Source organism: Rhodococcus sp. YH1 (assembly GCF_009939605.1).
Taxonomy (GTDB): Bacteria; Actinomycetota; Actinomycetes; order Mycobacteriales; family Mycobacteriaceae; genus Rhodococcus; species Rhodococcus aetherivorans.
In genome coordinates this window covers 21,022-33,977 of the sequence record NZ_WVTE01000254.1, presented here as the reverse complement: position 1 = coordinate 33,977, position 12,956 = coordinate 21,022, and the positions used below count along the sequence as shown (strand labels likewise).

Annotated in this window: 10 protein-coding genes and 1 pseudogene; 9 read left to right on the top strand and 2 right to left on the bottom strand. The window is 74.6% G+C overall.

The features are described 5' to 3' along the window. The 3 genes from AIIKEEIJ_RS24915 to AIIKEEIJ_RS33755 form a co-directional block, all read left to right on the top strand. Positions 1-1,679, top strand: a 1,679-nt coding sequence (locus AIIKEEIJ_RS24915; protein WP_161996792.1) for a primosomal protein N', incomplete at its 5' end; no start/stop codon positions are given. A 244-nt stretch (positions 1,680-1,923) separates the two neighbouring features. After that, positions 1,924-2,901, top strand: coding sequence for an alpha/beta fold hydrolase (locus tag AIIKEEIJ_RS24910; RefSeq protein ID WP_161996791.1), 978 nt, complete (start codon positions 1,924-1,926; stop codon positions 2,899-2,901). A gap of 114 nt (positions 2,902-3,015) precedes the next feature. Beyond that, complete coding sequence (locus AIIKEEIJ_RS33755) at positions 3,016-4,164, top strand: phosphatase PAP2 family protein (protein WP_029543608.1); 1,149 nt, start codon at positions 3,016-3,018, stop codon at positions 4,162-4,164. On the opposite strand, the pseudogene AIIKEEIJ_RS33275 reads toward AIIKEEIJ_RS33755, so the two are convergent. Beyond that, positions 4,064-4,423, bottom strand: a pseudogene (locus AIIKEEIJ_RS33275) (rhodanese-like domain-containing protein); the annotation flags it as partial. The gene AIIKEEIJ_RS33755 and the pseudogene AIIKEEIJ_RS33275 sit on opposite strands and share 101 nt — an antisense overlap. Positions 4,424-4,671: 248 nt before the next feature. Between AIIKEEIJ_RS33275 and fmt the strand changes: the two are divergent. From fmt to AIIKEEIJ_RS24890, 3 genes are all read left to right on the top strand, one after another. Beyond that, positions 4,672-5,595: a methionyl-tRNA formyltransferase gene (fmt, locus tag AIIKEEIJ_RS24900; protein ID WP_161996790.1), complete on the top strand. Its 924-nt coding sequence runs from the start codon at positions 4,672-4,674 to the stop codon at positions 5,593-5,595. Further along, positions 5,592-7,037, top strand: a complete 1,446-nt coding sequence (locus AIIKEEIJ_RS24895) for an RsmB/NOP family class I SAM-dependent RNA methyltransferase (RefSeq protein WP_006937668.1) — start codon at positions 5,592-5,594, stop codon at positions 7,035-7,037. The genes fmt and AIIKEEIJ_RS24895 overlap by 4 nt, the downstream gene beginning before the upstream one ends. 91 nt (positions 7,038-7,128) lie before the next feature. Next, entirely contained in the window at positions 7,129-8,058 is a 930-nt protein-coding gene (locus AIIKEEIJ_RS24890; protein ID WP_006937670.1) for a 1-phosphofructokinase family hexose kinase, read from the top strand. A gap of 87 nt (positions 8,059-8,145) precedes the next feature. On the opposite strand, the gene ppsA is transcribed toward AIIKEEIJ_RS24890, so the two are convergent. Beyond that, the gene (ppsA, locus tag AIIKEEIJ_RS24885; protein ID WP_072635229.1) at positions 8,146-10,425 is read right to left on the bottom strand and encodes a phosphoenolpyruvate synthase; all 2,280 of its coding nucleotides are present in this window, start codon (positions 10,423-10,425) and stop codon (positions 8,146-8,148) included. Between the two features lie 173 nt (positions 10,426-10,598). Between ppsA and rpe the strand changes: the two genes are divergently transcribed. The 3 genes from rpe to AIIKEEIJ_RS24870 are packed head-to-tail and all read left to right on the top strand — an operon-like array spanning position 10,599 to position 12,941. Next, positions 10,599-11,282, top strand: coding sequence for a ribulose-phosphate 3-epimerase (gene rpe / locus AIIKEEIJ_RS24880; RefSeq protein ID WP_029543611.1), 684 nt, complete (start codon positions 10,599-10,601; stop codon positions 11,280-11,282). Then, positions 11,279-12,322, top strand: a complete 1,044-nt coding sequence (gene ribD / locus AIIKEEIJ_RS24875; protein WP_006937676.1) for a bifunctional diaminohydroxyphosphoribosylaminopyrimidine deaminase/5-amino-6-(5-phosphoribosylamino)uracil reductase RibD — start codon at positions 11,279-11,281, stop codon at positions 12,320-12,322. Before rpe ends, ribD begins: the two co-directional genes overlap by 4 nt. Before the next feature lie 10 nt (positions 12,323-12,332). Continuing rightward, entirely contained in the window at positions 12,333-12,941 is a 609-nt protein-coding gene (locus tag AIIKEEIJ_RS24870) for a riboflavin synthase (protein ID WP_006937678.1), read from the top strand. The last annotated feature ends 15 nt before the right edge of the window (positions 12,942-12,956 follow it).

The following is a 12,956-nucleotide window of genomic DNA, read 5'->3' as shown; positions in this document are numbered from 1 at the left end:
CGCCGCGGCACGCGCGGGTCGAGGCGGAGGACCCGCCGCCCGCCGCACCGCCCGCCGCGCCGGAGGTCGACCGGGCCGCCTGGGCCCGGTACCGGCACGGCGAGAACTTCCTCGACGCCCTCGCCGCCGGCCGCACCCCCCGCGCGGCCTGGCAGGCGCTGCCGGGGGAGGACTGGCCCCGCCGCCTGGCCGAACTCGCCGCGTCGGTCGCCGCCACCGGGCACGCCGCGGTGCTCGTGGTACCCGATCAGCGCGACCTCGACCGGGTCGTGGCGGCCTGCACCGACCTCGCCGGCGCCGACTGCGTCGTCGGGCTCGCCGCAGGGCTCGGTCCGGCCGTGCGTTACCGGCGCTGGCTCGCCGCGTTGCGCGGCACCGCCCGCATCGTCGTCGGGACCCGGGCCGCGGTGTTCGCCCCCACCCCGGCCGTCGGGCTGATCGTGGTGTGGGACGACGGCGACGACCTGCACTCCGAGCCGCGCGCGCCGTACCCGCACGCGCGGGAGGTGGCGCTGCTGCGGGCCCACGCCGCCGGCGCCGCCGTCGTCCTGGCCGGGCACGCCCGCACCGCCGAGACCCAGGCCCTCGTCGACGCCGGGTGGGCCCACGACCTCTCCGCGCCCCGCGACGTCGTCCGGGCCTGCGCTCCGAAGATCACTGCGCTCGCCGACAGCGACCAGGCGCTCGCACGTGATCCCGCCGCCCGCGCCGCCCGCCTGCCGGCCATCGCGTTCGCCGCCGCCCGCGCCGCCCTCAAGGCCGACCGGGGGGTGCTGGTGCAGGTGCCACGCCGCGGCTACGTGCCCGCGCTGGCGTGCGCCAAGTGCCGGACCCCGGCCCGCTGCCGGCACTGCAACGGCCCGCTCGCGTTGCCGCAGGCGGCCGGCCCGGACGGCGCCGCGACGCCCGCCTGCCGGTGGTGCGGCATCACCGACGCCACCCATCGTTGCCACGCGTGCGGCGCCCGCGCGCTGCGCGCCGTCGTGGTCGGCGCCGGGCGCACCGCGGAGGAACTCGGCCGGGCCTTTCCCGGTGTCCCGGTGGTCACCTCCGGCGGGGCGGAGGTCAAGGCCACCGCCCCGGAGGGGCCTGCGCTCGTCGTCGCCACCGTGGGTGCCGAGCCCGTCACCGCCGGCGGGTACGGCGCGGCGCTGCTGCTCGACGGGTGGGCGCTGCTCGGCCGCGCGGACCTGCGGGCCGCCGAGGAGACGATGCGCCGCTGGCTCACCGCGTCGTCGCTGGTGCGGCCCTTCGCCGACGGCGGCCAAGTCGTCGTCGTGGCCGACTCCGGCATTCCCACCGTGCAGGCGCTGGTGCGGTGGGACCCGATCGGGCACGCGCAGTCCCAGCTCGCCGAGCGCACCGAGGTCGGTTTCCCGCCCGCGGTGCACATGGCCGCGGTCGACGGCACCGCGGCCGCGGTCGCCGACCTGCTGGCCGCCGCGACGCTGCCGCCGGAGGCGGAGGTGCTCGGTCCGGTGCCGTTGCCGCCGGGGGAGCGGTTACCGTTCGGGGCCGACGATCCCGAGCCGGACGAGGTGCAGCGCATGGTGATCCGGGTGCCGCGCGGTCGGGGCCTCGCCCTCGGCCGGGCGTTGCGCGAGGCGCAGGCCGCCCGCAGTGCCCGCCGTGGTGAGGGCGCGCTGCGGGTGCAGATCGATCCGCTGCGCATCGGGTGACGGCCGTCGTCTCTCCCGGCCGGGACGGTGCGCGCCGGCTGTGTCCCGCCCGGCCGGGTGCCCCGAGAGGGCGAGGACCCTGCCGTGCGACAGGACGGCAGAACCGCCCGCCACCTGCAGAAAGACGGCATGCCGCGAGAGGGCGACTGTGTCACGATAAATCACAGGGGCAGGGTCGATCCTGGTGAACCGAACCAGTGGCGGACGGTGCGGACCGGCACGGGCGGACCGGAAGGGAGGGGCCGTGAACGGCACACGCAGGATCGTTGCAGCGCTGGCCGGTGCGGCGGCCGTGGCCGCCGTGTCCGTCACCGGCGCGGGCGCCGCGCCCTCGGGATCGACAGCGTTCGTGCCCGTCACCCCGGGCCCCGTCGCCACCACGCATGCCCAGGCCGCCGGCTACGCCGAAGACCACCCCGGGGCGGCGCCGGCGCGGTCGAACGACTTCGGGTGCGTGCCCGCCCCGGACCATCCGCGGCCGGTGGTCCTCGCCCACGGCACCGACTCCAACTCCTACTCGGACTGGGCCGCGGTCGCCCCGATGCTCGCCGACGCCGGCTGGTGCGTCTTCGCTCTCGACTACGGAAAGGCCGACGGTGCCGACGACTACGGCACCGGGGACATCCGGGTCAGCGCCGCGCAGCTCGGCGGGTTCGTCGAGCGTGTGCGCGCCGACACCGGCGCCGACAAGGTCGATCTCCTCGGCTACTCGCAGGGCGCCACCGTCGCGCGGTACTACGTCAACCGCCTCGGCGGATCGGCCGTCGTGGACCGCTGGGTGGGCGTGGCCTCGCCGAGCTACGGTGGCACCTTCTACGGGCTCGGCACCGCGGCCGTGGCCGCTCCCGGCGCCACCGACGCGGTCGAGGACTTCTTCTCGGTGGCCCTCGCGCAGCAACTGCAGGGTTCGGAACTGCTCACCGAACTCAACACCCCGGTCGACACCGTTCCCGGCGTCCGCTACACCACCATCGGATCCCGCGTCGACGAGGTCATCCAGCCGTCCACCAACGTGGCGCTGCGCGGACCCGGGGCGGTCAACCTGATGATCCAGGACCTGTGCCCACCGGATCAGACCGGGCACTTCAACATGGTGTACGACCCGTTCTCGCTCACCGTGATCCGGCACGCGCTCGCCCCTGAGCGGTACGCCCTCGGCGAGTGCATCCCGGTGCCGCTCGGCACGGGCATCCCCGAACTGATCATCGAGAGCAACTCCTGACCCGATCCGCCCCCGGGGCGTGCCCGGTGCCCCGATCATGGGTATGCGGGCGGCACGAGCCCCTGCGGACGACGGTCACCGGCGCCCGGGACAGCGCGCCGAAGGGAGGTAGCGGTGAACCCCCCCTCGCTTCCGGGACGCGCTCTCGCGGTGATGCGGGCGCCGCAGCTGGTGTCGCCGCGCCAGTACCTCCGGGTGGCCGCGCGGTGCGTGTACCTCGCTGCGCTGATCGGCACCGTCGTCACGATGGGCATCCCCGCCGACCGGGTGTACCAGGCGGCCTGGATCGTCGCCGGGCTGATCGCCTTCGCGATCGACCGGCCGTGGCGCGGGCACGTGCGCGTCGTCGTCGACTGGCTGCCCCTGGTCGCGGCGCTCGTGGTCTACGACCACACCCGCGGCATCGCCGACGAACTCGGCCTGCCCGTGCGGGTACACGAACCGGTCGCCGTGGAGAGCTGGCTGTTCGGCGGCACGGTCCCGACGGTGTGGCTGCAGGAACGCCTGCTCGGCGCGGACGGGGAGCGGCCCGGCTGGACCATGATCACCGCCGTCGTCTACACCAGCCATTTTCTCGTGCCGTGGTTGCTCGCGGCCCTGCTGTACCTGTACTCGCGGTCACGCTGGGCCGGGTACATGCGACGGGTGCTGCTCCTGTCGTACTTCGGACTGATCACCTACATCCTCGTGCCGGCGGCCCCACCGTGGTACGCCTCCGAGGTGGGCGTGCTGCCGGACGGCGTCGGGCGGGTCACCGGCTTCGGTTTCGGGGTGGTGCCGATCGACGTCGGCACCCGATGGCTGGAGGCGCAGGGCAACCCGGTCGCCGCGCTGCCGTCGCTGCACTCGGCGTTCGCGCTGCTCGTGGCGGTCGCCCTGTGGCCGATCGCGCGGCGCGGCTGGATGCGGGCGCTGCTGGTGGCGTTCCCGCTCGCCATGGCCTTCACGCTCGTCTACGGCGGCGAACACTACGTGGTCGACGTGCTGCTCGGCTGGGGCTACGTCGGTTTCGCCGCGCTGGCCGCCCGGGCCTGGGAGGCGCGCCGCGGAGCGCGGCTCGCCCCGCAGATCAGTCCACCTGCTCGAGCGGCATCGCCAACGTCACCCAGTCGTGCAGGCCACCGCGGTAGTACGCCAGCGAGGACGCCGGATATCCCGCCTCGAGCAGCTCCCGGATCGCCATCGGGGACTGCGGGCACTGCGGGCCGTTGCAGAACAGGATCGACACCCGGGACGGATCGAGCCGGTCCCGCAGCTCCGTGATCCGGCCGTGCGGCAGGTTGACCGCGCCCGGAATGGACCTGCCCTTGCGCGAGTCCGGGACACGGGTGTCGACGAGCACGGCTCCGTTCGCGACCAGCTCCGTCAGTTCCAGCTCACCGACGGTCACCACCCCGGGCGCGCACTGCAGCGGCTGCAGCTCGCCCCACGTGGTGTCCACCAGGACCACGTCCTGCTCCTGCGCCGCCGGCCAGGGCACGCCCGCGGGGTCCGCCGAGCGCACACGGGGGGACCGTGCCATCCGTTCTCGCGTCTCTGCCATCGGCTCAGCCTATCGACGCCGCACGGCGGTTGCCGGGATTCGTCACGCCCGGCCCGACCCCTCGGGTTCGCGGACGGATGTCACCGCCCGCAGGCCCGGTCCCTAGACTGAGGGCACCATTCGTCGTCGAGATCCGGGAGCAGCATTCGTGAACAGTTCGGTCGGCCCAGCGCAGTCCGCCTCCCGGGGCCGGGGCCTCGCTCCTCGCGCGCGGACGGGCCGCTGACGTGCGGCTGGTGTTTGCCGGGACCCCCGAACCGGCCGTACCGTCGCTGCGCCGCCTGCTCGACTCGCCGCGCCACGAGGTGGTCGCGGTGGTGACCCGGCCCGACACCACCGCCGGCCGCGGGCGGCGTGTCGTCCGCTCGGCCGTGGGGCGGCTCGCCGACGACCACGGCATCGAGGTCCTCACCCCGGAGCGGCCGCGCGACCCCGACTTCGTGGCCCGGCTGAGCGAACTCGCCCCCGACTGCTGCCCGGTCGTCGCCTACGGCGCGCTCATCCCGCAACCGGTGCTCGACATCCCGAAGTTCGGCTGGGTGAATCTGCACTTCTCGCTGCTGCCCGCGTGGCGCGGCGCCGCGCCCGTGCAGGCCGCGCTCGCCGCGGGGGACGAGGTGACCGGCGCGAGCACGTTCCGGCTCGAGGAGGGCCTGGACACCGGCCCGGTCTACGGGGTGGTCACCGAGACGATCCGGCCCGCCGACACGGCGGGGGATCTGCTCGCCCGGCTCGCCGATTCCGGTGCCGCGCTCCTCGAATCGACTCTCGACGGTCTCGAGGACGGGGTGCTCACGGCCGTGCCGCAGCCCACGGACGGCGTCTCGCACGCCCCCAAGGTCACGGTCGAGTCGGCCCGCGTGAGCTGGGACCGGCCCGCGCACCTCGTGGACCGCCACATCCGTTCGGTCACGCCCGCACCCGGTGCCTGGACGATGATCGGCGACCTGCGCGTCAAGCTCGGGCCCGTGACCGGCACCGAGGAGACCCTCGCGCCCGGGCAGATCCTGGCCCGCAAGGACGGTGTCCTCGTCGGCACCGGCAGCACCGCCGTGCGGCTCGGGCAGGTCCAGCCGCCCGGCAAGAAGACGATGGCGGCCGCGGACTGGGTTCGCGGCGCCCGGCTCGACCCGGAGGTACGCGCCCAGTGACCGAGTCCCGACGCCCCGCCCGCCGCTCGCGCCGCGGACCCGGCGACCGCAACAACAAGCCTCGGCAGGCCCGCCGGCCGTCCCCCGCGGAGGCCGGCCTCGACCAGGCCCGTCTCGCCGCCCGCGACGTGCTGCGCGCGGTCCGGGAGCGCGACGCCTACGCCAACCTGGTGCTGCCGGCGCTGCTGCGGGAGCGGCGTCTCGACGGTCGCGACGCCGCCCTGGCCACCGAGCTGACGTACGGCGCCGCCCGCGCCCAGGGTCTGCTCGACGCCGTGATCGCCGCGTGCGCCAACCGGCCCGTCACCGAGATCGACGGGGCGCTGCTGGACACCCTGCGGCTGGGCACGTACCAGCTGCTGCGCACCCGCATCGCCCCGCACGCGGCCGTCGCGACGAGCGTCGACATCGTCCGCAGCGAATTCGGCCACGGCAAGTCCGGATTCGTCAATGCGGTGCTGCGGCGCGTCGCGGAGAAGCCCGAGGAACAGTGGATCGTCGAGCTCGCCCCCGACCCGGCTCGTGACCCCGTGGGACACCTGGCATTCCGGTATGCGCATCCGGAGTGGATCGCGAAGGCCTTCGCGGTCGCGCTCGGTCCCGACGCCGGGGAGCTCGAGGAGGTGCTCGCGGCGGACGACGCCCGGCCGGTGGTGCACCTGGTGGCTCGTCCGGGGGTGATCACCGCGGAGGAGCTCGCGCTGGCCACCGGCGGGGAGATCGGCCCCTGGTCGCCCTACGCCGTGCATCTCGACGGCGGCGGCGACCCCGGCAAGCTCGACCCCGTGCGCGAGGGCATGGCCGGCGTGCAGGACGAGGGCAGCCAGCTGGTGGCGCGGGCGCTCACGCTCGCCCCGCTCGACGGACCCGACCACGGCCGGTGGCTGGACCTGTGTGCCGGTCCCGGCGGCAAGGCCGCCCTGCTCGGCGCGCTGGCGGACATCGACGGCTTCACCGTCGACGCCGTCGAGCCGGTCGAGCACCGCGCCGAGCTGATCCGCAAGGCCACCCGCGGCCTCCCGGTCACGGTGCACGTCGCCGACGGTCGCGATCCCGGCCTCGGGTCCGGCTACGACCGCATCCTGGTCGACGCGCCGTGCACCGGGCTGGGCGCCCTGCGGCGCCGGCCCGAATCGCGGTGGCGTCGCAGCCCCGGCGACGTCGCCGAGCTGGTGCGGCTGCAGAAACAGCTCCTCGCCTCGGCGATCGGCCTGCTGCGGCCCGGCGGCGTGGTGCTGTACGCGACGTGCTCCCCGCACACCTCCGAGACCCTCGCCGTCGTCGCCGACGCCGTCCGTCGGCACCAGGTCGAGCAGCTCGACACGCGCGAGCTCGTGCCCGGCGTGCCGCGTCTCGGCGACGGCCCGTCCGTGCAACTGTGGCCGCACCGGCACGGCACCGACGCGATGTTCATGGCCGCGCTGCGTACACCGGCGGGCTGATCCGCGAGCCTGTGGCGCGAACGCCGGAAGAATCGGTCCGCGCTCGGATACGGTCGGACGCAACCCGGCCGCTCCCTGCAGGAGGCACGTCGTGCCCGACATCGTCACCCTGACCATGAACCCGGCGCTCGACGTGACCACCTACACCGCCGAGGTGCGGCCCACCAGCAAACTGCGCTGCGAGGCGCCGCGGCTCGAGGCCGGGGGAGGCGGGATCAACGTCGCGAAGGTCGCCGGGGTGCTCGGCGTGTCGGCCGGGGCGGTGTATCCGGCCGGCGGTCCGACCGGGGATACGCTCTCGGCGCTGCTGGCCGCCGGGGGTGTCGACAGCCGGCGCATCGACATCGACGGCATGACCCGCGAGTCGTTCACGGCGATCGAACGCAGCACCGGCCACGAGTACCGGTTCGTGCTGCCCGGCCCGGAGCTGAGCGTGGAGGACCAGGAACGGTGCCTGGACCTGCTCGTCGAGACCGCCACCGGCGCACGGTACGTCGTCGCCAGCGGCAGCCTTCCGCCGGGCGTGCCGGGCGAGTTCGTCCAGCGCGTGGCCGACGCCGCCACCGACGCCGGTGCGCGCTTCGTCCTCGACTCGTCGGGGGACGCACTGCGCCGCATCAAGTCGGGCGTGCACCTGGTCAAGCCGAGCCTGCGGGAGCTGCGCGAATGGGTGGGCCGGGAACTGCGCACCCCGCACGAACAGGCCGCGGCCGCCCACGAACTCGTCGACGCCGGCGTCGCCGAGGTCGTGGTGGTGTCCCTCGGGCCGGAGGGGGCGCTGCTCGTCTCCGCCGACACCACCGCCCGGCTGAAGGCCCTGGACGTGCCCGTGCGCAGCGCCGTGGGCGCCGGCGACAGCATGGTCGCCGGGCTGGTCGTGGGCCTGCTGCGGGGCCGCTCGCTGCGCGACGCCCTGGCGCTCGGCATCGCGGCGGGCTCGGCGGCCCTGCTCACCCCGGGCAGCCAGGTCTGCCGCCGCGACGACGTCGAGCGGTTCGACGTCCTCGCGCGGCAGCGGTGACGCCCCGAGCGACCGGATCGTTCCCCCCGTCAGGGCGGTCCCGAGCGGCCGACGGCATGGTCCGCTCGCTCGGAGCGCACGACGCGGTCAGTGCTCGTGCCGTGCGCGGTCCAGGACGATCCGTTGCTCGGCCTGCGCCACCGTGCGCCGGGTCTGCGCCGCCGCGTCCGGCGTCACCGACACCGACGTGATGCCCCGGCGCACGAGATGCTCGGCCAGTTCCGTGCTGGTGGAGACGGCCTGCCCGCACAGCGACGTGGTCAGGCCGGCCGCCGACGCCCGCTCGATGATGTGGTCGATCGCGTCCAGCACCGCCGGGTCGAGCGTGTCGAACAGGTCCTTGCACACCTCGGAGTCGCGGTCGACGCCGAGCACGAGCTGGGTCAGGTCGTTGCTGCCGATCGACACGCCGTGGATGCCGAGCTTCGCGTACTCGGGCAGCCAGTACACCACCGACGGCACCTCGGCCATGATCCAGCGCAGCATCCGGCGATCCGTGCCGAGCGGATGCGCGTCGAGCTGGGCCAGGCACTCCCTCAGTTCCCAACGGGTGCGCACGAACGGGATCATCAGGTGCACGTTGGGGTGCTGCGCGCGCACGCGGTGCAGGACGTCGAGGTCGAGCGAGAACAGCTCGGGATCGCGCACGTAGCGGAAGCAGCCGCGGTACCCGATCATCGGGTTCTCCTCGTCCGGCTCCACCTCGCCCCCCTTCAGGTTCGCGAACTCGTTGCTGCGCAGGTCGATTGCGCGGTACACCACCGGCCGCGGGGCGAAGGCCGCCGCGATCCGCGCGACGCCCTCGGCCATCTTCGACACGTACTCCTCGCGCCGGCCCTGCGCGATCATGTAGGCGGGATGCTCCCCGGCGAGCGCCTCGGTGATCATGAACTCCGCCCGCAGCAGCCCCACCCCGTCGACGTCGGTGGCGGCGACGGCCTGCGCGGCGTCGGGGGTGGCGAGATTGACGTACACGGCCGTCGCGGTGACGGTCGGGGAGGGGGCCGCGGCCGCCGGGGCGGCGGTCTGCGCCGCGGTCGGCCGGTCGGCGCGGACCTCCCCGTCGAACACGACGCCGGCATCGCCGTCCACCGTGATCACCTGGCCGTCCCGCAGGTCCTGCGTCGCGGTGCGGGCGCCGACGACGACGGGCTTGCCGAGTTCGCGGCCGACGATCGCGGCGTGACAGGTGATGCCGCCACCGTCGGTGACGATGCCCCCGGCGCGGCGCAGGATCGGCAGCCAGTCGGGCCGCGTCATCGGGGCCACGAGGATCTCCCCCTCGGTCAGGCGCTTGCCGTCGACCAGTTCCTGCAGCACCCGGACCCGTCCGGTCGCCCGGCCGGGGCCGGCGCCGAGCCCGGTCAGCAGCGGTGTCGCCTGCCCGTTGCCGGACGCCGCGGCGGCCCCGGGCATGCCCAGGGTGGTGATCGGGCGGGTCTGCACGATCCACAGCTCGCCCTCGGCGAACGCGAACTCGAGGTCCTGCGGCCGGCCGTAGTGCTGCTCGACGCCCGCGGCGAGCCGCGCGACCTTCTCGAGCTGCTCCTCGTCGAGCACCCGCGTCTGCCGCGACGAATCGACCGCGACGCGGCTGTCGCCGGTGTCGGTGGAGGCGATCTGGAACTCCTGATGCCCGAGATGCACGTCGAGCACGGCGAAGCCGTCCTTGGCGACGACGTAGGTGTCCGGCTCGACCTGGCCGCCCACGACGACCTCGCCGAGGCCGAGGGCGGCCTCGACGACGATGCGGTCGAGCTCGCCGGTGCGGGGGTCGGCCGTGAACGCCACCCCCGAGGCCTCCGAGCGCACCATCACCTGCACCACGACGGCGATGGACGGTTCGTCGGTCACCCCGCGCAGGCCCCGGTAGGTCCGGGCCCGCTCCGACCACAACGACGCCCAGCACGCCTGCACGGCGCGCACCACCGCGTCGGCGCCGGCGATGTTGGTGTACGACTCGTGGATCCCGGCGAACGAGGTGTCCGCGGCGTCCTCGGCGGGCGCGGAGGACCGCACCGCCACCGGCACGTCCACGCCCAGCTTCTCGTAGGCGGCGACGATGTCGGCGCGGATCTCGTCGGGCACCGCGGCCCCGGTCACCAGCGCGGCCAGTTCCGCGGAGGTGCGGATCAGCGTCGCGTCGTCGATGTCGGAGGCCGGGACGGCCTCGGCGCGCAGCCGGTCGCGCACCCCCGCGGCGGCCATCGAATCGAGATAGGCGGCGGTGGTGATCGCGAAGGCGGGCGGCACGGGGAACCCGGCCCGGGTCATCTCCCCGAGGTTGGCGGACTTGCCCCCCACGGTCGGCGCATCCTCCGCGCCCACCTCGCCGATCGGTCGAACCCACACCGTGTGCGTGGCCATCGTCGCTCCCCACTGCCGCTTCGGGCCCAGCGGATCCGGGCCCGCCACCGTCCACTCAAGCATCGCCCAGAGGGTCGAACCAGGGGTCGAAAGTCATGAAAACCTGTCCCCGGGCGGGCGGGCGCCGCGACGCGCGGCGGGCCCCGCCGGCGGGACCGTTAAACTCGGTGGACGTGGCCCACCCGATGATCGCCCCCTCCATCCTCTCCGCGGATTTCGCGCGCCTGGCCGACGAGGCCGCCGCCGTCGCGGACGCGCACTGGCTGCACGTCGACGTCATGGACGCGCACTTCGTGCCGAACCTGACCCTCGGCCTGCCGGTGGTGCAGTCGCTGCTGAAGGCAACCGACATCCCACTCGACTGTCATCTGATGATCGAGGACCCGGGCCGCTGGGCGCCGCCCTACGCCGAGGCGGGCGCGCACAATGTCACCTTCCACGTCGAGGCCACCGAGAATCCCGTCGCCGTCGCCCGCGACATCCGGGCCGCCGGCGCCAAGGCCGGCCTGAGCGTCAAGCCCGGCACCCCGCTCGAGCCCTACCTCGAGATCCTGAAGGAGTTCGACACGCTGCTGGTGATGAGCGTCGAGCCCGGCTTCGGCGGCCAGTCGTTCATCCCCGACGTGCTCGACAAGGTCCGCGCGATCCGCCGTCTCGTCGACGCCGGGGAGCTGACCCTGCTCGTCGAGATCGACGGCGGCATCAACGCCGACACCATCGAGGCGGCCGCCGAGGCCGGGGTGGACTGCTTCGTCGCCGGGTCGGCCGTGTACGGGGCCGACGACCCGGGCGAGGCGGTGCGCAAGCTGCGTGAGCGGGCCGCCCACGCCTCCCCGCACCTGACCCTGGCCACGTGAGCGATGCACCGCTCGAGGCGGCCGTGAGCGGTGCCCCGCTCGAGGCGGCACTGCGCCTCGCGCTCGACGCCGGGGAGTCGGTGCGCGGCACCACCAGCCCCAATCCGCCCGTCGGCGCGGTGATCCTCGACGCGGCGGGACAGGTCGCCGGGGTCGGGGCGACCCGGCCGCCGGGCGGCCCCCACGCCGAGGTCGTCGCACTCGAGGCGGCCGGGGAGCGGGCCCGCGGCGGCACCGCCGTCGTGACCCTGGAGCCGTGCAATCACACCGGCCGTACCGGTCCGTGCGCGCAGGCCCTGCTGCGCGCCGGCGTCGCCGCCGTCTACTACGCGGTGGCCGATCCCCACCCGGCGGCGGCCGGGGGTGCGCGGACGCTGCGGGACGGCGGCGTGCGGGTGCACGGCGGGTTCGGCGCCGAGCCCGCCGAGGCGGGAGCCCTGCGTGCCTGGCTGCACCGGCAGCGCACGGGACGGCCCCACGTGACGTGGAAGTACGCCGCGAGCCTGGACGGGCGCAGCGCCGCCGCCGACGGCACCAGCCGCTGGATCTCCGGCCCGCAGTCACGCGCCCGCGTGCACGCCGAGCGCTCGCGGCTCGACGCGATCGTCGTCGGCACCGGCACCGTCCTCGCCGACGACCCGTGGTTGACCGCCCGGCTGCCGGACGGCTCGCTGGCCCCGCACCAGCCCCTGCGCGTGGTCGTCGGCAGGAGCGAGATCCCGAAGACCGCAAGAGTTCTCGATGATGCCGCGCCCACCCTGGTGCTGCGCACCCACGATCCGGACGAGGTGCTCGGCGCGCTCGCGGACCGGGTGGACGTGCTGCTCGAGGGCGGCCCGCGCCTGGCCGGTGCGTTCCTCGCCGCGGGCCGGGTCGACCGCATCCAGGCCTATCTCGCGCCGGTGCTGCTCGGGTCCGGACCGTCCGCAGTGCGGGACGCCGGCGTGCGCACGATCGCCGAGGCGCTACGGTTTCGTCGGGAGCGCGTCGAAACCGTCGGCGCCGACGTGTTGCTGACCCTGGTCCCCGACCGGGAGTGAGGAGCGAGCTGTGTTCACCGGGATCGTGGAGGAACTGGGCGAGATCGTCGCGCGGGAGGACCTGGCCGACGCGGCGCGGTTCACCGTCCGCGGACCCGTCGTGACCTCCGACGCCGGCCACGGCGACTCCATCGCCGTCAACGGTGTGTGCCTGACCGTCGTCGACGTCCCGGGCGGCGACTCCTTCACCGCCGATGTGATGAAGGAGACCCTCGACCGTTCGAGCCTGTCGCAGCTCGGTCCCGGCAGCCGCGTCAACCTCGAGCGGGCCGCCGCGCTGAACAGCCGCCTCGGCGGGCACCTGGTCCAGGGCCACGTCGACGGCACCGGCACCGTGCTCTCGCGCACCCCGTCGGAGAACTGGACCGTGGTGCGGATCTCGTTGCCTGCCGACGTGTCCCGGTACGTGGTGCACAAGGGCTCGATCACGGTGGACGGGGTCTCGCTGACCGTCTCCGCGCTCGGCGGCGAGCCCGGCGACGAGTGGTTCGAGATCTCCCTGATCCCGACCACGCTGTCGCTGACCACCCTGGGCAGCGCCGCCCCCGGCACGCTCGTCAACCTCGAGGTCGACGTCATCGCGAAGTATGTGGAGCGGCTGCAGGCCGCCGGCCGCTGAGTCGTACTGTTGAAC

Excerpts from the sequence above, each read along its gene's own strand:
- ppsA (WP_072635229.1), bottom strand. The coding sequence starts at position 10,425 with ATGGCCACGCACACGGTGTGGGTTCGACCGATCGGCGAGGTGGGCGCG.